This is a genomic window from Bacteroides sp. 44_46 (assembly GCF_001915465.1).
Taxonomy (GTDB): Bacteria; Bacteroidota; Bacteroidia; order Bacteroidales; family Bacteroidaceae; genus Bacteroides; species Bacteroides clarus.
Window position 1 is genome coordinate 303,931 of record NZ_MNQO01000019.1, and the last position, 23,936, is coordinate 327,866.

General features: G+C 49.0%; 17 protein-coding genes and 1 tRNA gene. 2 read left to right on the forward strand and 16 right to left on the reverse strand.

What is annotated here, in order from left to right:
- The 5 genes from BHV73_RS12355 to BHV73_RS12375 all read right to left on the reverse strand — a co-directional run bounded on the left by BHV73_RS12355 (nt 1) and on the right by BHV73_RS12375 (nt 10,557).
- Nucleotides 1–4,542, reverse strand: a complete 4,542-nt coding sequence (locus BHV73_RS12355; protein ID WP_087413370.1) for a translocation/assembly module TamB domain-containing protein — start codon at nt 4,540–4,542, stop codon at nt 1–3.
- Nucleotides 4,543–4,651: 109 nt separating this feature from the next.
- On the reverse strand, nt 4,652–6,997 hold the full coding sequence (locus tag BHV73_RS12360; RefSeq protein ID WP_087413369.1) for a hybrid sensor histidine kinase/response regulator: 2,346 nt from the start codon (nt 6,995–6,997) through the stop codon (nt 4,652–4,654).
- Nucleotides 6,998–7,051: 54 nt separating this feature from the next.
- Complete coding sequence (locus BHV73_RS12365; RefSeq protein ID WP_087413368.1) at nt 7,052–8,392, reverse strand: MATE family efflux transporter; 1,341 nt, start codon at nt 8,390–8,392, stop codon at nt 7,052–7,054.
- Nucleotides 8,393–8,472: 80 nt separating this feature from the next.
- Nucleotides 8,473–9,714: a M16 family metallopeptidase gene (locus BHV73_RS12370; RefSeq protein ID WP_087413367.1), complete on the reverse strand. Its 1,242-nt coding sequence runs from the start codon at nt 9,712–9,714 to the stop codon at nt 8,473–8,475.
- Nucleotides 9,715–9,717: 3 nt separating this feature from the next.
- Nucleotides 9,718–10,557, reverse strand: coding sequence for a peptidylprolyl isomerase (locus tag BHV73_RS12375; protein ID WP_009122842.1), 840 nt, complete (start codon nt 10,555–10,557; stop codon nt 9,718–9,720).
- A 92-nt stretch (nt 10,558–10,649) separates the two neighbouring features.
- Here BHV73_RS12375 and BHV73_RS12380 point away from each other — a divergent pair, with 92 nt between their 5' ends.
- Nucleotides 10,650–12,008 carry a sigma-54-dependent transcriptional regulator gene (locus BHV73_RS12380; RefSeq protein WP_087413366.1) on the forward strand — a complete coding sequence of 453 codons (1,359 nt, stop codon included), beginning with the start codon at nt 10,650–10,652 and terminating at the stop codon, nt 12,006–12,008.
- Nucleotides 12,009–12,446: 438 nt separating this feature from the next.
- Here the strand turns inward: BHV73_RS12380 and BHV73_RS12385 are convergent, their stop codons facing one another.
- From BHV73_RS12385 to BHV73_RS12400, 4 genes are read right to left on the reverse strand one after another with little or no spacing between them, the layout of a single operon-like run.
- Nucleotides 12,447–14,984, reverse strand: coding sequence for a prolyl oligopeptidase family serine peptidase (locus BHV73_RS12385; RefSeq protein WP_087413365.1), 2,538 nt, complete (start codon nt 14,982–14,984; stop codon nt 12,447–12,449).
- A gap of 22 nt (nt 14,985–15,006) precedes the next feature.
- Nucleotides 15,007–15,678: an RluA family pseudouridine synthase gene (locus BHV73_RS12390; protein ID WP_022219444.1), complete on the reverse strand. Its 672-nt coding sequence runs from the start codon at nt 15,676–15,678 to the stop codon at nt 15,007–15,009.
- A gap of 19 nt (nt 15,679–15,697) precedes the next feature.
- The gene (fabG, locus tag BHV73_RS12395; protein ID WP_005652328.1) at nt 15,698–16,444 is read right to left on the reverse strand and encodes a 3-oxoacyl-[acyl-carrier-protein] reductase; all 747 of its coding nucleotides are present in this window, start codon (nt 16,442–16,444) and stop codon (nt 15,698–15,700) included.
- Between the two features lie 29 nt (nt 16,445–16,473).
- Nucleotides 16,474–17,058, reverse strand: a complete 585-nt coding sequence (locus BHV73_RS12400) for a TetR/AcrR family transcriptional regulator (RefSeq protein ID WP_004288944.1) — start codon at nt 17,056–17,058, stop codon at nt 16,474–16,476.
- A gap of 232 nt (nt 17,059–17,290) precedes the next feature.
- Between BHV73_RS12400 and BHV73_RS12405 the strand changes: the two genes are divergently transcribed.
- Nucleotides 17,291–17,363: transfer RNA gene (locus BHV73_RS12405), tRNA-Met, on the forward strand.
- 152 nt (nt 17,364–17,515) lie between these two features.
- Here BHV73_RS12405 and BHV73_RS12410 read toward each other — a convergent pair.
- The 7 genes from BHV73_RS12410 to BHV73_RS12440 form a co-directional block, all read right to left on the reverse strand.
- Nucleotides 17,516–18,961, reverse strand: a complete 1,446-nt coding sequence (locus tag BHV73_RS12410) for a tetratricopeptide repeat protein (protein WP_087413364.1) — start codon at nt 18,959–18,961, stop codon at nt 17,516–17,518.
- Between the two features lie 5 nt (nt 18,962–18,966).
- Nucleotides 18,967–19,917 (reverse strand): PstS family phosphate ABC transporter substrate-binding protein, encoded by a 951-nt coding sequence (locus tag BHV73_RS12415; protein WP_087413400.1) that lies wholly within the window; start codon nt 19,915–19,917, stop codon nt 18,967–18,969.
- A gap of 10 nt (nt 19,918–19,927) precedes the next feature.
- Nucleotides 19,928–20,743 (reverse strand): energy transducer TonB, encoded by an 816-nt coding sequence (locus tag BHV73_RS12420; RefSeq protein ID WP_009122835.1) that lies wholly within the window; start codon nt 20,741–20,743, stop codon nt 19,928–19,930.
- A gap of 22 nt (nt 20,744–20,765) precedes the next feature.
- The gene (locus BHV73_RS12425) at nt 20,766–21,419 is read right to left on the reverse strand and encodes an ExbD/TolR family protein (protein ID WP_087413363.1); all 654 of its coding nucleotides are present in this window, start codon (nt 21,417–21,419) and stop codon (nt 20,766–20,768) included.
- A gap of 11 nt (nt 21,420–21,430) precedes the next feature.
- Nucleotides 21,431–22,036 (reverse strand): ExbD/TolR family protein, encoded by a 606-nt coding sequence (locus BHV73_RS12430; RefSeq protein WP_009122833.1) that lies wholly within the window; start codon nt 22,034–22,036, stop codon nt 21,431–21,433.
- Between the two features lie 53 nt (nt 22,037–22,089).
- Complete coding sequence (locus tag BHV73_RS12435; RefSeq protein ID WP_009122832.1) at nt 22,090–22,902, reverse strand: MotA/TolQ/ExbB proton channel family protein; 813 nt, start codon at nt 22,900–22,902, stop codon at nt 22,090–22,092.
- A 202-nt stretch (nt 22,903–23,104) separates the two neighbouring features.
- Complete coding sequence (locus BHV73_RS12440) at nt 23,105–23,551, reverse strand: DUF8440 family protein (protein WP_229028150.1); 447 nt, start codon at nt 23,549–23,551, stop codon at nt 23,105–23,107.
- Nucleotides 23,552–23,936: the final 385 nt, after the last annotated feature.

Here is a 23,936-nt window from a genome sequence, read left to right on the forward strand (position 1 = left end):
TCATTCTACAGTTTGTTTCTTCTTTTTCCTGAAGATAAAGAGTTCGCCCAGACGGTCCATCTTACGGCGAAGCACAAGACCGACTCCGGTTTCCGTTATTTCCCCGTCGAGCACGCTTTCGTAGTTCTTGTCATAGAACACACGGACATAGCGCGTACCGGACGTATCCAACCTGTACTCCAGCGAAATATTATCGATAAACGATTCCGCATCATTCGTGGCATTGGCGCCCGTTGTTACTTTACCGCCGATAACAATCTGCACACGGTCGTTGAAAAGGCGTTGCGAATAGCGGAAGCTATAATCCGTTTGCTTATCTCCCGTTTCGGCAGCCGTACGGTCTTCCATACCCATCGTGAAACTTGCATTAATGCTTTGGAAAGCCGAACCCGCCAATGAGTTGATCTGACTTTGGATAACGCTGTTCAGAGCGCTACCCATAGAGAATCCGCCACCTTTGACACCGCTATTCATATAAACACCGGTCGCCAGCATGGCAATGGCCTGTTTGCTACGCTCCTCAGTACCCATAGCCTGCAATTCGTTCTCGATGGCTGCGTCATCCGGCGCCGTTATATCGAAGATAAGTTCGGGAGCGTCAAGCCGGTTCTTTATGGCTATGGACACATCGAAGTTTACCACGCGCGAACCGCCGTCGTCACCGTCGGCTACCGAAGCGCGCATACGCTCCGTCGCTTTCAGGTTCAATGTCGGGTTCATCGGGTCGCCGCGCCAGTCCACATAACTTCCGTTGTTAATCTGGAATTCCTTCAACGGAATGATAGGAAGCGAATACTTCATGATTCCGCCCGAAAGCGTATAGCGTCCGGTAAGGCTTATATCACCTTGCGGAGTGTATTGCATATTCAAATCCCCACCGCCTTCCAGTTCTATAAACTTACTACGGTCGGGGCTCAAATCGGCACGAAGGCGTACGGCATTGTCTATATGCACGGACATAATCATATCCATACCGCCCAAAGACATGGCAGGGGCCTCATCCGCACTCACCGAGGTCGTGTCCGCAAAGGAAGTAAAGGTAACCAGGCCTTCAAGACGGTCTTCCACCGTCAGCGGCGAGTCGGTGAGCACATAGGTCACATCCGTATTTCCCAACAGATTCATATTGCCGCGCATGGTCAAGGCATCCAAAGGCCCTCGTACCGTTGCGTTCAAATCGACAAATACCTTGCCGTAAATGAGACTTTCGCGGGTACGCGGCGCATCCAGCAGCGTATAGTTCTCTGCCAGCAATTTCAAATCCGCCGTAGGGCGTTCCAGATTACGGAAATCCACCTTACCGTTAATGGTGAACGGATTCTTACTGGTGGTATAGATAGCGAACTTATCAAATATCAGTTGATTGTCTTTAATCTGTACGGGGCGGTCGTCGAACCAGTAGCGGGCTCCTGCCTGACGCGCATATACCGATACGCTGTCCAGTGTAACATCTCCGTGCATCTTGGGTTTCTCCAACGGTCCGTAGATATACATTCCGCCGTCAAGATCGCCGGTGAAGGAAACCATTTGGTCGGGAATAAAGGCATTGGCAATCTTCATCGGGAAATGCTCAAAAGAGGTGGTCACTTCCAGCGTATCCCTGCCATTCTTTTGCGTCAGTATACCGTCTGCGGTCAGCACTTCCTGATTGTCGTAACTGAAATACGTATTCAGATAATGCGTAGCGCCTTTATCTCCCGGCAGCCATGTGGCGCCCATACCGATGTCTCCTACATGTTGCCGCTCGTAAGTCAGTTCATTGATGCTGGCTTCGGCGGACACTTGTAAGGAAGTAGGAGTCTGTATATACTGTGCTTCGGCGGAGAACAAACCGGTCAGTCGGGGCATATAAGGAAGCACTTCGCTTAATTCTCCCAACTGGAAGCGGCTTAATTCCACGTTCATATTCTGCAACGAGATACTGTCGTTCTTGTCCGACTGCATACGGAAACATAAGCCGTTGTCGCTATCCATATCGATATTGGCATAGACACGCATATTCTTATGCAGATATATCCAGTTACTGTTATCTACGAAATGGAACTTACGGTATGCGATAACCGGTTCGGCAGGTGTCAGATTCAGCAATACTCCGTTGCCTTTGCCGTGTCCTTCGGTCAGCGGGCGGGCATTTATACCGAACAGCACTCCTGTCTGCCCCTCACCGTCCACATAATTTACGGTCAGTTCGGCGTCTTCACTCCGAATCTCGCCTGTCAGCGTACTCCGGAACACAAACTGCGGGTTCTTCGGCCCGTTAATCACCCCGCTTTGCAACATCATCCGGGAGGTATCCTGCTTCACGGTAAAGAAAATCGTATCGAGTTGCAACGAGTCCACACGCAATCCATGCACAGCAGTCCGCCCGTTGATGCCCCGCGTCGGCGTGGTACCGAAACGAAGGGTAAAGTCATTGAACGTCACATCTTTTGTTTTCAGGAAATAGCTGACCGGATTAGACTGTCCCGCCGTCAGCTGCATGCCTGCCGAAGGCAACACCCGACGCAAAGCCGCATGGTCCAGCCGCCTTTCATCTATCTGCTTCATAAGAATGGCGACGAACTCGTCCGATTGTTCCAACAGCTCCTTCAAAGTGCTGCGGGCACGGAACTGCAAGTCCATATCGCCGGCATCCATCCGCAACTTAATGGAATCGTGGCGCGCTTCCGCACCCAGATTAAACGCAACCGAATGTTCCAAAGGCTTGGGGGCAACGCCCAGTTTATATAAGTCCAGCTCCTCGACATTCATATTCAGCTTGCCGTCCATGTATTTGCGGTCGAGACGTAAGTCGGCCTCGGACTGCATCTTCAATAACTCATTATCACTCGTCAGTCGCACTGAAGCCACCGATGACTTCAAACCCGCATTCAAATCCACGCCCGATATATTCCAACGGGCATACTGCAATTCCGCCAGCTTGGCCTCTATGCGCGCCATTGTCTTATGAGAAGCGATATCCACTCCCTGGCCTTTGGCGGAAACATGGGCCGTAAGTGTATAAACAGAGTCTTTAGGCAGGAAATGATGGAGTTGCAAAGCATCTATAGCGAGGTCTGCATGATAGGCCTCGGTAGACAAGTTGTAGGCGGCATCCAAATCCAGACTGCCTTTGCCTTCCTTTACTTTCAGAAGCGCGTTGCATTGCGGCCCGTCAAGACCGAAACGCGCCACGAGATTCATACTGTCGGGCACAACGATAGAGCCGTCGGGAGTTACCCCGGTAAGTCCGGTCAGGAAATTAAGGTCTTGCGTCTGCATTTCAAAATCAAGCTCTCCGCTACGCCTCAAGCTGTCCGTAAGGTTCCACAACTCACCGCCGCCGCTCAACGAGAAAGCGCCCGGCAATTCGGCGGTGAAACGTGAAATCTGCATTTGCTTCAAGTTCCCTTCCGTACCGGCATGAATCACCAGCGGCCGGAAAGGATAAGCCTCTTTAAAGGTTTCGGGCAATCCGCCTGCAAAGAGCAGTACATCCTGTTTGCCGATATTGGCATTAAAGCGGGCAGACAGACGTCCGGTAGTAGGTATATCGACAAGTTTCCAATAGGTCTGCGCCGTCAGGTTCATTTCACTATGCGGGGTCGTAAGTTGCAAATGGGGCACGCGGATAAGGGTTGAATCGGCAAACAGGCGTCCGGTCAGAGAAGTTACAGTCAGTCCCGAACGGTCGTACATGGAGAACTCGCGGATAACGGCGTTCATGTCGCGGCCGCAGGACATCACCGAATCTATGCCGATACGAATGTCGCGCAACGCGATATGCGAAGCGTCAAAACCCTCGACGGGAGCGGCTGTACCCGAATCGTAATTTACGGCAGTACCCGTAAGCGCGAACTTACGCCAACCGTAGAACTGACGTTTGAGGTCGGCATTGGCATCTTCTATGCTTGCATCTCCTATATTGGCAGCCAACGTCATGGAATCGAGCGGCATCTGCAAATCCACTGAAACATTCTTCAGTTTCAGGCTGTGCAACGCTATCCGCCAGTTCAAGGCGGTTTCAACAGTATCTTTCGGAGCCTCGGCAGTATCGGCAAGTATTACTTGCACATGGGTATTACTCAACTCCACGCTATTCAGCACGGCATTCTCTTTTTTCAGGTCGATGCCGTGGCTCTCGAGGAAGAACCGTCCGAGCGTTCCTTTGATGTGCATACCTTCCAGCAAGGTGGAAGAGTTTACGGCTACCTGCTGCAAAGTAATATCGTCCACCTCTACCCTGCCCTGCAACAAAGGCCACGCCTGCACACGCACGTTCAGGCTTCCAAGGTTTAGCAGGGTATCGGGATGTTGCACATCGACGGCGTCGTTCTCCGACTGCACCACCTGTACGCCACGCACAAGCAGATTCAAGGGAAAACGAAGGTCAATCCGTTCTACGGAAATATTCATGCCCGTAGCATCCGACGCTATCGCCGTAGCCTGTTTCCGTATAAAATTCTGCACGGGCGGCACATACAGCAATATCATCAATATTACAAATAGGATAATAGGAGTGAGCAGCACCCAAAGTGCTCCCTTTAACCATTTTCTTCTCATTGGAACGTCAAACTGTCATCTATTAAAAGTTGTACAAAGTAAACAATTAATTTCGAGATAAAGTTCCTAAAGAATAAAAATACTGTGCCACACCGGTGTTTATGACCACTTATATCGACCGCTTACCCAAATCGGTCTGTGCCGGTAAACGAACAATATCCTCGATAAGGGCAAGCGAACGGAGCGCGCGCTGTCCCTGTTCGGCAGTGAAGGGAGCGCCGCGCAGGCTTTCCAGTATCTTAAGTTCCGACACCAGTTCCGTAGCGCCAATCAGCGTAAAGAGAGGAATCATTTTGTGCGATACGGCAGCCACCCCGTCCATGTCCGCCGCATCCACCGCCTGCCGCAAACGTTCGGCATTGAGACGGGTTTCAGTGACGAAACTCTCAAGAATGGACTTTGCCGCTTCCAGATCGTCACCGGAGAAAGCGGTAAGCGCCGAGAAATTATAAGGAAGCTCCGGAGATGAAGCCTCAGCCGCAACCGCTTCTTCACATTGCGGGGTAGGAACAGGCTCTTGTCCGATACCCTCCGCATTCAGTTCCCGGAAAAGCTCCGCTACCGTAAACGGTTTGTGCAAACAACCGGCAAAACCGTGTTCCTTAATCTCCTCCCGTTTCATGTCGCTACGGGCTGTAACGGCTATCACAGGAATGGTCTGAGCTTGAGGAAGGTTCGACGCCCGCAGCAGTTTCAGCAGGTCGAAGCCGTTTATGGCAGGCATCTGTACATCGGTAAGCAGTACATCGAAGGTATCGGAACGCAAGGCATCCAACAATTCATCCAATTGCATGCACGACACCGAAGCGATACCGCTATGTTGGAGCATGGCCGCGGTGAGCGTAAGCTGAATACGGTCATCATCAATCAGAAGTACGCGAAGCGAGCGTTGTGAAGAAACGGATATTCTCCCGGAAAGAGCGGCAGAAGCTTCGGTTTCCGTCTCCTGACGCTTCTCGCCGGCATTCTCCGATACCCTCACGGGGAACAAAGGGATACGTAATGTAAACGTACTTCCCTTACCCGGCACACTGTCCACATCAATCGTTCCTTCCAGCAACTGTACAAGCATGCGCACGATGGACAATCCGAGCCCGAAGCCCTCTTTGCCCTGCGCGCCGGGCAGACGGGTGAACTCCTGAAAAATCCGTTCCCTGTCGGCAGGTTCCATACCTTTGCCTGTATCGGCTATGGCAACGACCAGCCGGCGGTTCTCGTAACGTGCCGTTATCGTTATGCCGCCCTCGTCCGTAAACTTCACGGCATTGGAAAGCAGGTTATTGATAATCTGGCGCAACCGGAGCGGGTCGCTGATATACGTGCTCTCCAACTCGGGAGCAATATCGCAATGTAAGCCCAGTCCCTTGGCGGAAGTCAGCGGTTCGAAGCTGACATGGATTTCTTCCAGCAGACGGGCGGGATGGAAAGTAACCCGGTTTATCTCGGCCTTATGAAGGTCGAGCCGATGAAAATCAAGCAAATCGACAACCAGTTTCAGCAGATGTTCCGATGAGGTTTTCATGTTATCCAGATAGAAGCGCTGCCGTTCGTCCACCGTCAGACGGGAGAGCAGGTCGGCATAGCCCATGATGGAGCCGAGCGGCGCCTTAAAGTCGTGGGTAATGGCAAGCATCATCTTCTCCCGCGTAGCCAGCAAGTCTTCGGCACGGCGGCGGGCTTCTTCCAGTTCGCGGCGATAACGGTTGCTGCGCGTAATGTCACGCCCGATGATTATCAGGAAAAAGGCGGAAAGCAACACAGCGCAGGCCGCGATACCGCTGATTATCTTAATGGAGTGATGGCGCACGGATTGCTGATACTCCGCCTCTTCGCGGGCGCGCTGCAAGGTTTCCTGTTCATAACCTTTCAACAGACTGTCGATACGGGCGGTCAGCATCCTGTCCATGCGCTGCAAAGTGCGCCTGCGGCGTTGTACGATGGCATTATTCTCTTTCTTCTGCTGCGCCACGGCACGCAGCTTTTCTTGCAGGGAGTCCACCGGATTGTAGACATCAATCACCGTATCCGTAGCATATTCGAGGGAAGTCTTTACCTGTATGGCAGTATCTTTTTTAGGCGGAACGAACACCTCTCCCAAACGACGGAAGAAGCCTTTCTTCTTGGGCTTGGTAACCACCGTGTCGCGATGCGTAATGATACGGCGCTGCACCCGCCGGTTGGTAACGACCGAGTCCTGCCGGGTAGCGATGATGCTCTCTATCTCCCGGGTAGAAACCATACTGTCGCTCGTTTCGCTCAGCACACGCAACATGTAAATGGTGTTCGCGTCCTTCTCCCTGAGAAGCGTGATGAGACTGTCCGTCCACTGCACATCCTGATTATCGGAAAGCATAAGATTCTCCATTTCCCTATGCACGAAGAACAGGGAAAAAAGCAACACTCCTAACAACAGAGTGTATCCGACAGCTATCTTTACTTTCGATACGCTATTCATAATAGGTGATAAAAAGGTGATAGAGTGACAGGACGGCGAATACCGCCTCTTTTATCATCTCGTTCCCGTTTTATAGCGGAAACGCAGCCACAGCATTAGTCCGGCGCTGGTCAGTCCGAACGGGAAAGCCATCCAGACACCGACCAATCCCCAGCCCAGCACGAAACCGCAAAAATATCCTACGGGCAAAGATATAATAAAATAAGAAATAAATGCAATAATCATCATCGGCTTTACATCCGATATGCCTCGCAGCGCATTGGCAAAGTTGATTTGCAATCCGTCGCCAAACTGATAAATCAGGAAGGGAAAGAACAAGGACGCCACCAGCGCCGAAGCCTCGGCGCTATCCGTGAACCAACCGCCCACCTGTCCGCGCATCACAAAAACAATGCTCATAAGCACCACTTCCATAGCCATTATCAGGTGGAAGCCCGCAAATGTGGAACGGCGTACATTCTCCATATCGCCCTGCCCCTTAAAGTTACTGACACGCACCGCTACCGCAGCCCCCATACCGTAGTACATCATGAAGGTGAATTGCGAAATGGTCAGCATTATCTGATGGGATGCCAAAGCGATGGTACCCAGCCAACCCACCATAATGGCGCTAAGGCTGAAAGAAGCCGTCTCCATTCCCATCTGCAAGCCGACAGGCCAGCCCAACGCATTGAGCCGCTTAAACACCGGAAGCGACCACCCCATGCGGAAAAACCCAAGCCGGTAACGAATGAAGCGACGACCGCGAAGTACAATCAGCGCGAAAACCACGACCATCATAATACGCGAGAACAGCGTACTGATACCTGCTCCCAGCAAACCCAACTCCGGAAAGCCCAGCTTACCGTTGATAAGAATATAATTACCTATGATGTTCAGCGCGTTTCCGCCCAGCAGTATCCACATGGCGGTCTTGGTGTCGGTGATACCGTCCGTAAACTGCTTGAAACCATTGAACAGCATCACGAAAACCAGCGAAGCGAGCAATACCAGATAATAAGGTTTTATCAAAGGCATCAGTTCCTCGGGCTGCCCCAAACGCTCCACATTGAAGTAGACCACCGTCATGATGAAAGTAAGAAGCAAAGCCACCAGGACATTCGCCACCAAACTGCACCGCAACGCCTGCCCCGCTTCCGCAAAACGGCGGTTGCCGTAAAGACTGCCTACAATAGGCGTCAGTCCGTAGCTGAAACCGGTACTGAAAATGATGCAAAGCGTAAATACGTTGTTTACGAAAGAAGCCGCACCCAGTTCCTCGGTACTGTGATGCCCAATCATCAGGGTATCCGCGAAACCGAGAACAATTACGCCCACCTGCCCGATAACAATGGGAAGTCCCAGAAATATCAACGCTTTATAATGCTGTTTATAGCCGGCTATCAAATTCATCATCTTATTATCTAAAATTTGTTTCATCGGACGAAATCCACAGTCTGTCAGACAGATGTTCCACACATCCTCACTGTTCTCTTTTAATGTTGTTTATCACTCTTATAATATAATACTACGGTATTGTTCTCGCAGAAAGTATGCTGCGCCACAGTGTGCAGTTGCTCCGTCGTAACGGAGCGATAGCGCTCTACTTCAAGGTCAATATCTTCCGCCTTTCCCGTCAGCTCAAACCAGGCAAGATTTGTGGCTACGTTCAGGTAATTGATATTGCCGAATATCTGGGTAGATTCAAACTTATTCTTGACTTTCTCCAGTTCCTGTTCGCCTGCCGGAGATTGCCGCAACTCTTCCAATTCCTTACGGACAGCGGCTTCCGCCTGTTCCAACGACACGCCTGCCGCAGGCTTACCGCTGATTTGCAACAGCCCCGCATCGCGCGTACCGCTGATGTATGCGTCGATACCGGAAAACAGATTCTGCTCCTGCACCAGACGGCGGTTCAAACGGCTGGAGCGTCCGTTGCTGAGAATATCGGACAGGATATCGAATGCGTAATAATCCGCGCTCTCACGACTGCACATGTGATAGCCCATGAACAAGGCATCCAGCGGCACGTTTCTTTCCACCGTCAGCCTGCGTTCCCGCGTTTGCTCCGGTTCCTGCGGCAATTGCCGCGCCGGAACATCCCGCCGGGGAATGGGCGCAAACCATTTCTCGGTGAGCCTGACGGTTTCATCCCATGAAATGTTCCCCGTCACTGCCAGTACGGCATTATTCGGGGCGTAGAAGCGGTAGAAGAAGTTCTTCACTTCGTCCAGCGTGGCCTGCTCTATGTGGGAGAGTTCTTTGCCGATAGTAGGCCAGCGGTACGGATGCACCCGGAACGCCAACGGGCGGAACAAATGCCCCACATCACCATACGGCTGGTTGAGACAGCGTTGCTTAAACTCCTCCATCACCACGCCGCGCTGTACTTCGAGGCTTTGCTCGCTGAAAGCCAGTTCCAGCATCCTGTCGGACTCCAGCCAAAAGGCTGTCTCTACGTTCGGTTTCGGAACGGTCAGGTAATAATTAGTAATATCGTTATTCGTCCAGGCATTATTTTCTCCCCCCGCCAATTGCAAAGGCGTATCATAATCGGGAATATGCACCGAACCGCCGAACATCAGATGCTCGAACAAATGGGCAAAGCCGGTATGTTCGGGATGCTCGTCGCGTGCGCCGACATCATAAACGATGTTCAGTGCCACCATTTGCGTACTGGTATCCTCGTAGTGCACCAGTCGCAGGCCGTTGGGGAAACAATGCTTATTTATCTTCATTCGTTAATCGATCACAGTCACCTTTTCAATCTTCACATCCTCTTCCGGACGGTCACTGCGGTCTGTCTTTACTTGTTGAATCTTATCTACGATATCCATGCCCTCAACCACTTCGCCGAATACGGTATATTCACCGTCCAGATGCGGTGTACCACCGACAGTGGTATAGGCCTTCACCTGTTCCGGCGTGAAACGGAATTCCGGTTCATCAGCCACCTGAGCCTCAGCCTGCGCGATAAGCGTATCCTGCAGGTTCATCAAACCTTCCTGGTCGCCGTCCTTACGCATCTTGTAGATTTCTTTCATGTGCTTCTGCGCCAAAGCATTGAAAGCATTGTTCAAACGCGCCTGATTCATCTGATGTTCCATGCCGAGAAGCGTAGAGTCGTTATACACCTTTCCGGTCACGATATAGAACTGGCAACCGGACGATTCCTTCTTCGGGTTCACGTTGTCTCCCTGACGGGCGGCAGACAGCGCACCTTTCTTATGGAAGTATTTAGGATAGACAAACTCCGCAGGAACCGTGTATCCCACATCACCCGCTCCCAGCATCTTGCCTTTCGGGGCATTCTTCGATTCGGGGTCGCCCGCCTGTATCATGAAGTCCTTGATGACACGGTGAAACAGAGTACCCTCATAAGTACCGTCCTCGGCCAGCTTGATAAAGTTATCGCGATGCTTCGGCGTCTCGTTATACAGTTTCACGATGATGTCACCCGCACTTGTTTCAATCTTCAATTTCGTTTCTTTTTCCATATTTCCGTCTTTCTTTTGTCCCGGTTTGCAGGCCGTCAGACCGCAAACCAGTATGGTTAATAATACTATGAGATTTCTTTTCATCTGTCTTTTTGTTTAATTTAAGTCTGCAAATATACTAAAATCGAACAAAACGATTTACCTTTGCATCATAAAAGAGATAAAAAGCAGAAGGGATGAAATCCATATTAATCGTAGAAGATGACATCACTTACGGTATGATGTTGAAAACATGGCTCGGCAAGAAAGGTTTCCAGGTCAGTTCGGTCAGCAGCATATCCCGTGCCCAAAAGCATATCGAAGCCGAGACAGTAGACTTGATACTGTCCGACTTGCGCCTGCCCGACCGTGACGGCATAGACTTGCTGAAATGGCTGGGGGAACATTCCTTGCATATACCTCTTATCATCATGACGGGCTATGCCGACATACAGTCCGCCGTACAAGCCATAAAGCTGGGCGCATGCGACTACATCGCAAAGCCCGTAAATCCCGATGAATTATTGAAGAAAATGGATGAAGCCCTGAAGCCCTCGTCCGCCGCACCTCAACAGGCGGCGCATTCATCCGGGACAGATAAAGCATTTGCCGCCGACAGCACGGTGGACGCATCTTCCGACTACCTGGAGGGCGAAAGCGATGCCGCCAAACAACTTTATAACTATGTAAATCTGGTTTCTCCCACCAATATGTCCGTCCTCATCAACGGAGCCAGCGGAACAGGTAAGGAGTATGTGGCGCAACGCATCCATAAGTTGAGCCGCCGCGCCAAGCAGCCGTTCATAGCCATTGACTGCGGAGCCATCCCCAAAGAGCTGGCCGCTTCCGAATTCTTCGGTCACGTAAAAGGTTCCTTTACCGGTGCGCTGACCGACAAGACCGGCGCATTCGCCGCAGCCAACGGCGGTACCATCTTTCTGGACGAAATAGGCAACCTCAGCTACGAGGTACAGATACAATTGCTTCGTGCCCTGCAAGAACGTAAGATACGTCCCATCGGCTCTAACAAGGAGATACAGGTAGACGTGCGCTTAGTATCCGCCACCAATGAGAATCTGGAACAAGCCATCGAAAAAGGTACATTCCGCGAAGACCTCTACCACCGTATCAATGAATTTACCCTGCGTATGCCGCAATTGAAAGACCGTCGCGAGGACATCCTTCTCTTTGCAAACTTCTTCTTAGACCAGGCCAACCGTGAACTGGACAAGCACCTCATCGGCTTTGACGAAAAAGCATCCAAAGCCTTATTGGAGTACCAATGGCCGGGCAATCTGCGCCAGATGAAGAATATCGTCCGCCGCGCCACTCTTCTTGCTCAAGACAAATTCATTACCTTGAATGAGCTTAGTGAACTGCAAAATCAGGTCACTCCGTCCGCAGGCATGCCGCTCCGTAACGAAGAAGCAGAAAAGCAGCAAATCATCGAAGCCTTGAAACAGACAGGCTACAACAAAAGCCGCGCCGCACAACTGCTCGGCATAGACCGGAAAACGCTCTACAACAAACTTAAGCTATACGGCATAGAGCTGTAATTGTGGAAAAACTCCACACCCCGTTCCACACTTTCCACACAAATCCACACATTTCTACGATGCGGCATTTTGTCACGGCCAAATTAGCGTACTAATTACCAGCACCTTATCATTTCCTTATCAATTCTGGCACATCATTTGACGTACATTCCATGTGGATATCCAATCCACAGCAGTATTAAAGCAAAATCTACCTAAACTAAGACTGAACCGAATATAAACCTATTAAAGTAAATGAAAAACAAAAAGATTAGTATTAGTAGCAGCCCTGTTTATGTTTGTTTGTGACGGATCGTTCTTGGCCTGAGCACAGATGCAAATGGCCAAGAGCATCCCAAGCACAACTTGAAGTGGCCGAATAATAGTAAGCGCACTAACAACAAAAAAGCCGTTTCCTCCTTGTCTATTCCGGGAAACGGCTTTTTTGTTACCTTTCATTTACCAATGCCTTTCCGGATAAAGGTCATTCCACCATGCCGGACTGTCCTGCAACCAACGTGCAAACCATGCCATGATAGAGTTGTGCCACAGCTCGCGCTTGGGATAATCACTGATGAAGTGGTTCTCGCCATCCACCGTTATAAACTCTACCGGCTTGCCCAATATCTTCAATGCATTGTACAACTGGATGCTTTCGCCGACAGGCACATTCGTATCGACCGTACCGTGCAGCAACAGCAGCGGGGTCTTGATTTTATCCGCATTGAACAAGGCCCCGTGTTTTGTAAACAGGTCGGGATTATTCCACGGATAGCTCCCGGCAGCGGCAACGGAGTTATAGGAATAGCCCCAATAGCCCTCGCCCCAATAACTGGTGACGTTACTGATGCCCGCATGCGAAACGGCAGCGGCGAACAAATCCGTCTTTGTCTGCAAGTACATCGTCATGAAACCGCCGTAAGACGCTCCGATACAACCGATACGCTTATCGTTGACAAACGGATGAGCGGCGCAGAACTTCTTCGTTCCTTCGATAATTTCGTCAGCGGTACGTTCCCCCCACGCATTGACATGGCGGGCGGAGAATTCCTGACCGTAACCGATAGCCCCACTGGGCTGGATAACATAAACCACATAATCGCGTGACGCGAACAGTTGCGCACAATAAGGCGAAGTGATGCCGCGTGTGGTAGGTGTAGTCCCGCCGTAGTAATAAACGATAAGCGGATATTTCTTATCCGGGTCGAAATCCGGCGGCAGGCATATCATACCTTTAATCTCCGTACCGTCTTCCGCCGTGAAGTTCCATTCCTTCATGGCACCCATATCTATCTTATCCAAAACGGGTTTCATCGGGTTGGCAAGCAAGACAGACGTTTTCTTCTTCACATCGTACGTATAGGCAACTCCCACACTGGTATTTCCACCGCCGACATAGGCGGCAACCGCAGGATTGTATTCCGCCAGGTCGAAGGAAGAAATCACATCTTCCTGCAGCGGTAGCATTTCAAAACTGTCCGTCTTCGGAATATAGCGGTAGATATGTCTGCAATCTTCGTCCGTTGTATTGAAGTAAATACAGCCGTCTACACGGTTCCACTGCAAGAAGTCGACGGTGGGATTAAAATCACGTGTGATAGGACTGACCTTTTTCGTGGCTTTGTCCATAATGAACGCCTGGGTATCGAAATCATTGGCGACAGGATGCCCGCCGCAATTCTTCCCTATTCCGTCAAAAGCCATCGGACTGCCTATTACCAGAAGCTGTCCGCCGTCGGGAGAGTAAGCCGCCCTGTTGACATAAGAGTTCCATGTCACCAGCGTATCCGCCCGCAACGTAGCCAAATCCACCTCGAAGATGGAAGTGAGAGAGAAAGGACATTGAGTGATATTCGATTTAGAAGTGGAGCATAAGAGCTTCCTGCCGTCAGAAGATATATCATTCAGATAGGCGGCATGGCTGCCATAAGTGAGTCGTTCGGAAAGACCGGTGGCAGGGTCGTACTTAACGAGATAGTTGCGGGAACGCGCATCGGGAATACGGTCGTCGGGATGCAGCAGCCGTTTCAAAGGACCGCTGACCGTTTCCCCCTTATCATCGGGAGAGTAGATAAGATAATCTTCCGCGGGCGACCATGCAAAATACCCTTCGGGAACATCTTTCAGCAACACTTCCTCGCACATGGTAACCGGGTCGAACACAACTAAATCATTCCGTTGCCTGCCGGTTACGGTATAATAAAGCTTATTGCTGCGGGGCATCCAACGCATTTTCTCATCGGCAGCGGGGAGTATCACCCTGCCCGTCTTCAGTTCGGTCAACTCACAACGTGTCCTTGAACGCTTCAACGAATAGTTATCTGCATAGCAGGTAAGCAGATACTTGCCGTTCGGAGAAAGACTGACCGAACGCACGCGGCTTCCGAAAGCCGTATTGTGCAACGCGAAACGCCTTTTCAAATCGGGTGCAATCCGATAGCCGACATCGGTAAACTCCTTATCCTTCTCAAACTCGCACTTCAATGCGGGAACGGCCTTATCGGCAGCCGTCGACAACAATTTAACGACTATCTCATAATCCGCTTCCGGCTCCAGACGTAAGCCAAGTACCGAAGGGGAAACCTGCGACAAGCTATCTTCCGCAGTCGTCTTGGATTGTTTGGAAACGCCATTCACAAACACCTCGAAACGTGCGGGAGAATAAATATTCAGCTTTCCTTTCATAAAGCGTTCCGCACGCAGGTTGGTGGCAAACAGATAAAACAGATTATCTTTATCCGCTTTCTCCACACGTACATACCCTGCGGTATCCGCCGCCATGCGTTCGTAAGGACGCCCGTCGAAGTCAAGGCTGATGTCGGTCTTCAGCAGGTCATCGACCGTGAATTTCTCTCCTGTAAAGTTGATGCTGTCACCTTGAATGGGAGTACGCACCGCAACGGCAGGACGTACATTGTATTCGGTCACTTTATCCTGCGCCCGGACTGCGAGCGCCGCAAACAGGGACAGTCCCGAAAGAATCAGAATCTTTTTCATTGAATTTGTTATTAACAGATTATCAAATCATTTCAAAGCCATTCCACAGATTACCGGCAGGAACAGGGGCTTCCACCTCTATCAGTTCCTTGGACACCGGATGTACAAAGCGCACAAAGCGCGCATGCAGACAGATGCTTCCGTCAGGGTTGGAACGGGGAGAGCCGTATTTCAAATCCCCTTTAATGGGACACCCCATCTTTGCCAACTGGCAGCGTATCTGGTGATGCCGCCCCGTTTTCAGGTCTATCTCCAATAAACAGTAGTTTTGTGACTTGGCTATGAGCCGATAATGCAAAATCGCTTTCTTGCTGTTCGGCACTTCCTTATCGTAGGCATAACTCTTGTTTTGCTTCTCATTACGTACCAAATAGTTCACCAGCTCGCCTTCCTGCTCCCGAGGCTGGTTCTTCACCACTGCCCAATAGGTTTTCTTCACCTCGCTGTTCTTGAACATCTCGTTCAGACGGGTAAGCGCCTTACTGGTTTTGGCAAAAATAACAAGACCGCTTACGGGGCGGTCCAGACGGTGCGTGACACCGATAAAGACATTGCCGGGCTTTTGGTATTTCTCCTTGAGATACAGCTTTACGGTCTCCGAAAGCGGCGTATCGCCCGTTTTGTCTCCCTGAACTATCTCGGAAGCGGTCTTGTTTACTATAATGATATGATTGTCCTCGTATACGACAGTCATTTATTCAGTGATTTGGATGTTACATATTCATACCACCGTCTACCTGAATTACCTGTCCTGATACATAAGAAGACATATCAGAAGCCAGGAAGGTAGCAATGTTGGCAACGTCTTCGGGTGTACCGCCGCGACGCAAAGGTATCTTCTTGCACCATTCGGCCTTTACTTCTTCGGACAGGGCATCTGTCATGGCCGTCATAATGAAGCCCGGAGCGATGGCGTTGGCACGGATGCCGCGAGAACCCAGTTCTTGTGCGATGGATTTCGCCAATGCAATCATACCGGCCTTGGAAGCAGAGTAGTTGGCCTGGCCTGCATTGCCGTGAACACCTACAACAGAAGCCATATTGATAATGCTGCCGGCTTTCTGGCGCATCATAATCGGAGTACAAGCGTGAATGAAGTTGAAAGCCGATTTCAGGTTCACGTTGATAACCATATCCCATTGCTGTTCGGTCATGCGCATCATCAAACCGTCACGGGTGATACCTGCGTTGTTTACCAGAATATCGATGCGACCGAAGTCTGCATGGATAGCCTCTACCACTTTAGCGGTATCTTCAAAGCTTGCCGCATTGGAAGCATACGCTTTGGCTTTTACGCCCAACGTTTCGATTTCTTTTGCCGTAGCTTCAGCATTTTCGTCAATCACCAAATCGGTGAATGCTATATTAGCTCCTTCTTGAGCGAACTTTAAAGCGATGGCCTTACCAATGCCGCGAGCGGCTCCGGTTACAATGGCTGTTTTTCCGTCTAATAATCCCATACTGTTTTTAAATTATTGATTAAATGTTTTTATGTTCTATGCAGTGCGCCAAACACAAGGTTCACAACGTATTTGTCGCGGGTTTCATCATCCAGCTTTGCGCCGATATGGCCGCGGATATAGGGCACTTCAATCCCTTTTACACAATAATGCACCAGCTCGGCGGTCATGTCGATATCGTCTATTCTGAACACGCCTTTCTCCACTCCTTCGCGCAATACATCCTTAAACAGCAGTATCTCCTTGGCATCAAACCGCTTGCGCACTTTCTCTACCCGCCAAATGTCGCGAAAGAAATTGGCCCGAAGCGTGCCGTTGCGGAATACCACCTCTTTCACTGCGTCCAGACGTGTGTATATCATCTCAATCATCTTCTCGTCCGGCGATATGTTCTTCTCCGCCACACGCTTCATCATATCCGAAAGCATATCCAGTTCCGATTCGACAACAGCCATATAGATATCTTCCTTGCTCTTAAAATAGGTATAAAGCGTTCTCCTACCTTTTTTAGAAGCGAGGGCAATATCATTCATCGTGGTATTCTCAACACCCATTTTAGCAAACAACTGACGGGCTACATCCACTAATTTAGCTTTTGTCTTCGATACGGCCATAGACTAATTGCACATTGCTTAATAATTTGTGCAAAAGTAAGATATTTCCGCATATATCACAAACAAAAGCACATTTTATTAACAGTCAAGCCGATTGGCGAATAGAAATGTTTTATATTTTATCGGACTATTTATCAGCCTATTATGTATATTAGTGCATTTTTTATGAAAAATAATCCGGCTTTTATTTGCACTTTTAAATAAAAGCCGTACCTTTGCACCCACAAAACATCGCGGAGTGGAGCAGTTGGTAGCTCGTTGGGCTCATAACCCAAAGGTCGTCTGTTCGAGTCAGGCCTCCGCAACTAAAGAAGATCGTCAATCCGGCGGTCTTTTTTCATTTTATCCTCTTCTCAAACACAAAATCACCCCAAGGAACGGGGATACCTATAAAAAATGAGAGGAGCTAAGAATCACTCTCCACTCCTCCCGACACGACAAACAACTAAAATTATTGCTATTTGATGCCGTCCAACGCCTTTTTAGCTGTGGCATTGGTGGGGTCGATAGCCAGAATTTTATTCCAATACTCTTTTGAAACCGGATAATCGCTCTTCAGCAAATAATAGTATCCCAGATAGCTGTAACACTCAATCAGTGCAGAGTTATACCTCGGCTCATTCTTAGCCAGCAACATTTCCGCCACCTTTTCATAATAAGGTTTTGCCAGCCCCTCGGTAGTCTCCGGGTCCATGGCGGAATTGGTACGGGCGCGCCACATATCACCCAGATAGCTGTCGGGAGCTTGTCGGGCAACCAGCGCAAACACAGAGTCTGCAGCCTGCAATGCCGTTGCACGGTCGGCAGGCCGAACGGAGAGCGTATCCGAAGATGTGCCCTGGCCGTAATAGAGACGTCCGAGCTGGAACAGGGACTCAGCCGTCTTTTTATCTTGACTTAAAGCGTCATAATACTTTTGATAGGCGGTAATGGCCTGAGCATAGTCATTCTTCAATTCGTACGCATCGGCTATTTCGCGCCAGATATCGACCTGGTCGCTATCCTTCTCAAGCGCCTTGCCATATTCCGCAACGGCTTGGTCGTACTTCTTTAGAGCGCTCAGCAAAGCTCCGTAGTAGCGATAGTCCAAGTACGAATAGTCGGCATTGTCCGAAGCGTTAAAAAAAGCATTGGCAGCTTGCTCCGCTTCATCATAACGTTTCAAGTCGGTATAGTTGTACATGGCCAGACGGTTGAATGCCGCATGACGTCCGTTCTTTTGCAAACCTTTCCGAACCACTTCCAGTGATTTCTCAAAATCATGGTTCAGGAACAGGGCAAAAGCATATTTCAAGATATCGTCTTCCGTAGCAACGGGAGTGTCTATGAACTTGGCATAGGTTTCTGCCGCCTTGCCGAAACGGTTGGTGGCATAATACACCCCGGCAAGTTCTTTATCCGCTTCCAAATAGTCCGGAGCCAGTGATTTCAACTGTTGCAGTTTGTCGATAGCCTGCGAGGGACTGGCCGACTTATAGGCACGGGCATATTTCAGATAAGCTTCCTTGCAATCGGGATTAAAGTAGATGGCCTGTTCGTAAAGCTGGCAGGCACGTCCCACATCCTTTCCGGCAAGCGCAATGTCTCCTTCCAGTACGGACACGCTTGCATCCTTGCTATCCGCCTTTTTGGCTGCTTTCAGATAGTTTTCCGCCTCTGCCGGCTTACCGGCATCCAGATAGGCGCGGGCTACAGAGACAATCAGCGACACATTTTTCTTGTTTTTCCCTTTCAACAAATCTCCGGCCGTTTCGGACGCTTGTTCGGGATTCGTCTTTATCAGACTTTTTACTTTATCTACCCCGGCCTGCCATTCGGGTACAGGCGTTTGTGCGGCAAGCGTACCGGATAACAGCAGCGCTCCCATACAAAATAATAATTTACGTTTCATGTTAGCATTCATTTTAGTTATTCATCTTTGACGTTTACCACACGCACCGGTTGGGTGGCGGGTACCAATCCCGACTTCAATATAATCCGCTGTCCCCGGTCGGAAGCGAGGAAAGAAGCAAAACCCCACGGGAGTGCGCTTCGCGGATCATTCAATAGAACATAGATGCTGCGCGCCAGCGGATAATCGCCGTAAAACAGATATGCCTGGTAAGGCTTGTAACTGTCGGCCGGCGTAGCCTTGTCGGCAGCGCTGACAGACATCACCCGCACTTCCTTGCTGAAAGAAAGCCCCGTACTGTCGTTGCGGTCGCTCAGCCAGTTCACTCCGATTACACCCATGGCCTCCGGCGTGCGCGCCACGTAGTCAATGACTTCCCTATTTGTTTTCAGCGCCTTCACTTGGTTCGAAAGCGGTGCTCCTCCGGCTATGGAGTCCACAGCAAAACGTACGGTACTGGAATTCTTGTTATCGAATACCAGACGAATATCTCCCAGGCGGGACAACGGATAAATATCCTTCCACCGCCCGGCATCCCCGGTAAGAATACGGCGAAAATCCTTCACGCTAATCAAGGTATCCGGATTGCTCCGATTGGTGATTAATGCCAGTCCGTCCGTCGCAATCTTTATCTCTTGCGGGAAAAACTTGCGGCTGTTGAAGGAGTTCATCTCCTCCGGAGTCAGCCTGCGGCTGGTTATTGCCAACCGCAAACTGTCCTTAAGCAAAAGATTGACGGCTTCCACTTCCGTCACGTAACGGGGCACAATTCCCGCCAGAGGGAACAAACCTTCGAACACGTCTATCTCTTCCTGCACAATCGGCCGGAAACTCTCGTCGGCGGCAATTGCTATGACGCCGGAAGTATAGGTATCCGTCAATCCGTCCTTGGGCTTTTGCCGGCAGGCAGAGGCCAGAACCAGCATTACTATCAAGCCCGAAAGCTGAAGTCGCTTCACCGTTTTCATAACACACAATTTATTGTAACCTAAAGACAATAGGAACCGTATATTTCACAGACACCGCCTTACCGTTCTGCTTGCCGGGTATCCATTTGGGCATCGACATAATTACGCGAAGAGCCTCTTTGTCACAGTAGGGATCCAGGGTCTTTACAACTTTGGCATCTCGTACGCTACCGTCACTGCCTACCACAAACTGGCAGATTACCCGTCCCTGCACACCGTTTTCCTGCGCAATCGTCGGATACTTCAAATGATCGGCAATGTATTTCATCAGCTCACCGGCACCACCGGGGAACGTCGGCATCTGCTCTACCATATCAAAAACCTTCTCCTCTTCCACGGGTGCTTGTGTCACTACCTGCTTCAAGTCGGCGATATCCTTGCCGTTGGCTTCGTCATTGCCTTTCACATCGGCAATGGAGATAGCGACTTTCGTCTCCGTCAATTCGGTCTGACTCTTGATTTCATCTTCATCTCTCACTTCTTCATCTTTCTTGATGACAGGAGCCGTGAACTTGATGGAACTCTTCAAAGCCGGCGGTGGCGGAGCAACAGGCTCTACACGTTTCATCTCTTCCTGTTTCACTTCGGGTTCTTCCAACTGCGACAGAGTGGTTACCTCGGTCATCACTTCCTTTTGCTTCGGAGTCGCCATCTTTATCAGGGTGGGAATACTGAAACCTATCAAGGCTATCACTATCACCAGTATCACGGCTATGTTGTGACGGCGTGGAGAATTCTCACGCATCTTATAGGCGCCGTACGCTTTATTCTTACCGTTGAATATAAGGTCACACCATTCCAAAGAACTTAAATCTACTTTAGCCATATTCTTCTGTTTTTAGGTGTTACTATTCGGCGATATTCTGCGACAGCTCGCCTTTGCTTTCGTAGTTCTTCATCAGGAACCGGTCGGCATCGGCAATGTCCGTTATCACATACTTGCCTATATTACATATCTGCATTTCATCGAGGGCATCAATCAGATTCTTGTACGAGGCCGCATCGGTAGCCTTGATGATAACCGTAGGCGTGTCTTTTCCGCTCTTTATCTCGGAAAGCTGTTTACGGAAATCATCCTCTGATATTTTAAGTTCCAGTTTCTGCTGTTTCAGCTTGTTCACCTCATTTACAGCAGTCCTATTACGTTTCAAGAGCATAGCCCGCAGACCGTCAGCCTGATAGGAAGTCTCCTTCAGTGAAGTATAGTCTTTATAGTCGGGCTCTCCTTCGTAGTAATACAATTTATCGGCATCTCCCAGTAACAGTGTGATTGCCTGCGACGCTTTCACTTTACTTTGCTGTTCTTCGGTGATGCTCTTGTCATTGCTCGGCATGCTTATCTCCATTGTCTGAGGTTTGCTCAGTGAAGTACACAGCATGAAGAAAGTAATCAGCAACATATTCATATCCACCATCGGCGTGAAATCCACCCGTACGGTCATTTTCTTTTGCTTGCTTTTTCCACCTTTCTTATTACCGTTTTCTTGTATTTCGGCCATAATATTTCCTTTCGTTAGTCTTCAGATGTGGTCTTTAGGGAAGTAATCAGGTTATACCGGTTCTCTCTAAGATCCTGAAGTGAGTTCATAACATTCTTGATTACGGAATAAGGAGTGTTGGCATCCGCCTTGATGGCAATACGCAAATCGGAATTCGTGGCACGGGCATTACGCACCCAGGCTTTGAACTGATTGTCGATACTGTCGGTAGGTATTCCCTCATTCTTTAACACAGCGTCCTGCCGGTCTTGCGGCAAATTGAGGAATTGCTTCATGCTCTTCATCGGCACGCCGAAAGTGGATGCCAGCATAAACTTTTTCGTTTCCTCGGGAGTAAAAGTCACCCCGTATTCTTGCCCCATAGCTTCCAGCACATTGCGCAAGTCGGACTGCTTGTCCAGGCTCATAAATACTTTTCCGTTCGGATCGACCAATATTTGGAGAACATTCGTTTCCGGTATCTTAATCTCGGAAACGGATGCCGGAGTGGTTACCTGTACCGGCTCTTTCTTCACAAACGTAGAAGTCAGCATGAAGAAAGTAAGCAACAATACGGTTACGTCACTCATGGCCGTCATGTCGATGAACGTACTTTTCTTTTTTATTTTTGCTCTACCCATAATTTTCAAATTAGAAATTGAGAATTAATAATTGAGAAATCTCACATCCCAATTTATTTATGCGTAGCGGCAAAAGTCTGCACAATAGAGAAGCCAACCTCATCAAGGCTGTAAGTCAACTTATCAATCTTATTGGTATAATAGTTATAAGAGATAACCGCCAAAGCACCGGTCAAGATACCGAAAGCTGTATTAATCAATGCCTCGGAAATACCTTGTGACAATGCCATAGAGTCTGCACTGCCTCCGGCAGCCAAAGCGGCAAACGAACGGATCATACCGATAACCGTACCCAGCAATCCCATCAATGTACCCAAAGTGGTGATAGTACCGATAATCGGCAAGTTTTGTTCCATCATCGGCAACTCCAATGCGGTAGCTTCTTCCAGCTCTTTCTGGATGGCAAGCAATTTTTGGTCTTTAGCCATCTCCGTGTCATTCTCCATTTCGGCATACTTCTTTAAAGTAGCGTTTACTACATTGGCTACGGAACCACGTTGCGTATCGCAGATTTCCTGAGCCTTTTTCATATCACCAGCCGCCAAAGCAGCTTTAATATTAGCAACAAACTTCACCAGAGAGCCTTTACCGAAGGCGGCGCGAATAGCAATGTAGCGTTCGATGCTCAAAGCAATAACGGTAAGCAAGAGAGTTTGAATCACCGGAACAATAAAGCCACCTTTATATATAGTACCCAGGAAGTTTCCGGGTAACGGGTGGTTGTTCGGGTCATTGTTCATGAAGTTGGAAGGATTTCCAAGAACAAAATTAAAAATAAGCACGGCGATGATAAAGCAAATTACGATTACCCAACCGGCGGACTTGATGCCTTTAAAAGAGGCTGCTTTTTTTTGAGTTGTTTCCATGATTAAATGTTTAATTGTTGGTATTAAAATTGATTTTGAGAATAAAGCGTAGGGGTATAACTTCCCTCTTACGGACCAATAGGGCGTAATTCATCCTTGCAACCTCAGTCAGCACATATGCGCACACAGGTCACCTACTCTTACTTCCCTTCACAAGTGAAAAAGGAAGAAAAAGGGGGAAATTAGAAAGGGAAGTCAGTGGCTAAATCAAAATCCGCCGAAGCGTGTAGATGTAGTAATCACTACCCGTCACAGCATAGTACGGGTCTTTGTCCGAAAAGTATTGTTTGCTCCGACCATGTACAAGCAAGTTCTCATGATTGGACAATATCAGGAATATGTTTCTAAGGAATATATTATCTTCTATCACTCTGCGTATACGCTGCTGGTGAGAAGAGTAAATTTCAGAAATAGGCTTGGTACCCAACTCAACATCTGTTGTCCATGAATAGCTGATATCCGCAAATCTTGAGTTTTCCTGTTTAATTTTTTTAGATGAGGTCGATGAACATGAAGACAACGTAGCAGAAGTTTTACATGCTTCAGCAGACTTTACACCGATTTGGGCAAAGTCAACAGCTTTTCCACTAATACTGCAAGTGAGTATCAGTAGCATGCTAATCCAAAATGTCTTTACAGTTGTTTTCATGTCGTTCAATAAATCTACATAATAAACATAAACTGATTGCATTTAGTTTCACCAAATAGCTGTTTTCTTTTGTCAACCAATAAAAATGTTCATTGATTAAAGGTTTTATCATACCTTTTAATATGAAGTAAAGGTACAAAAAAAGAATGAAACAGAGATATAAAATAATGGGATAATTACCTGGTTTTAAAGACTTTTAATCATTGTAATATTCCCTTCATCAAAGGAATAGAATGAGGTAAAGGAAAGTTCCCAAAGGGACAAAAACAATAAAGCCCCCGTATCCTTCTATCGATACGGGGGCTTCTCTAAAAAAAACGGCGACTACCTACTCTCCCACTGTTACGCAGTACCATCGGCGTGACTGAGCTTAACTTCTCTGTTC

Coding starts and splice junctions, on each gene's coding strand:
- BHV73_RS12420 (WP_009122835.1), bottom strand. CDS start 20,743: ATGGCTAAAGTAGATTTAAGTTCTTTGGAATGGTGTGACCTTATATTC.
- BHV73_RS12435 (WP_009122832.1), bottom strand. CDS start 22,902: ATGGAAACAACTCAAAAAAAAGCAGCCTCTTTTAAAGGCATCAAGTCC.
- BHV73_RS12360 (WP_087413369.1), bottom strand. CDS start 6,997: ATGAATAGCGTATCGAAAGTAAAGATAGCTGTCGGATACACTCTGTTG.
- BHV73_RS12355 (WP_087413370.1), bottom strand. CDS start 4,542: ATGAGAAGAAAATGGTTAAAGGGAGCACTTTGGGTGCTGCTCACTCCT.
- BHV73_RS12370 (WP_087413367.1), bottom strand. CDS start 9,714: ATGAAGATAAATAAGCATTGTTTCCCCAACGGCCTGCGACTGGTGCAC.
- BHV73_RS12375 (WP_009122842.1), bottom strand. CDS start 10,557: ATGAAAAGAAATCTCATAGTATTATTAACCATACTGGTTTGCGGTCTG.
- BHV73_RS12410 (WP_087413364.1), bottom strand. CDS start 18,961: ATGAATGCTAACATGAAACGTAAATTATTATTTTGTATGGGAGCGCTG.
- BHV73_RS12365 (WP_087413368.1), bottom strand. CDS start 8,392: ATGATGAATTTGATAGCCGGCTATAAACAGCATTATAAAGCGTTGATA.
- BHV73_RS12400 (WP_004288944.1), bottom strand. CDS start 17,058: ATGGCCGTATCGAAGACAAAAGCTAAATTAGTGGATGTAGCCCGTCAG.
- BHV73_RS12440 (WP_229028150.1), bottom strand. CDS start 23,551: ATGAAAACAACTGTAAAGACATTTTGGATTAGCATGCTACTGATACTC.
- BHV73_RS12380 (WP_087413366.1), top strand. CDS start 10,650: ATGAAATCCATATTAATCGTAGAAGATGACATCACTTACGGTATGATG.
- fabG (WP_005652328.1), bottom strand. CDS start 16,444: ATGGGATTATTAGACGGAAAAACAGCCATTGTAACCGGAGCCGCTCGC.
- BHV73_RS12390 (WP_022219444.1), bottom strand. CDS start 15,678: ATGACTGTCGTATACGAGGACAATCATATCATTATAGTAAACAAGACC.
- BHV73_RS12385 (WP_087413365.1), bottom strand. CDS start 14,984: ATGAAAAAGATTCTGATTCTTTCGGGACTGTCCCTGTTTGCGGCGCTC.
- BHV73_RS12415 (WP_087413400.1), bottom strand. CDS start 19,917: ATGAAAACGGTGAAGCGACTTCAGCTTTCGGGCTTGATAGTAATGCTG.
- BHV73_RS12430 (WP_009122833.1), bottom strand. CDS start 22,036: ATGGGTAGAGCAAAAATAAAAAAGAAAAGTACGTTCATCGACATGACG.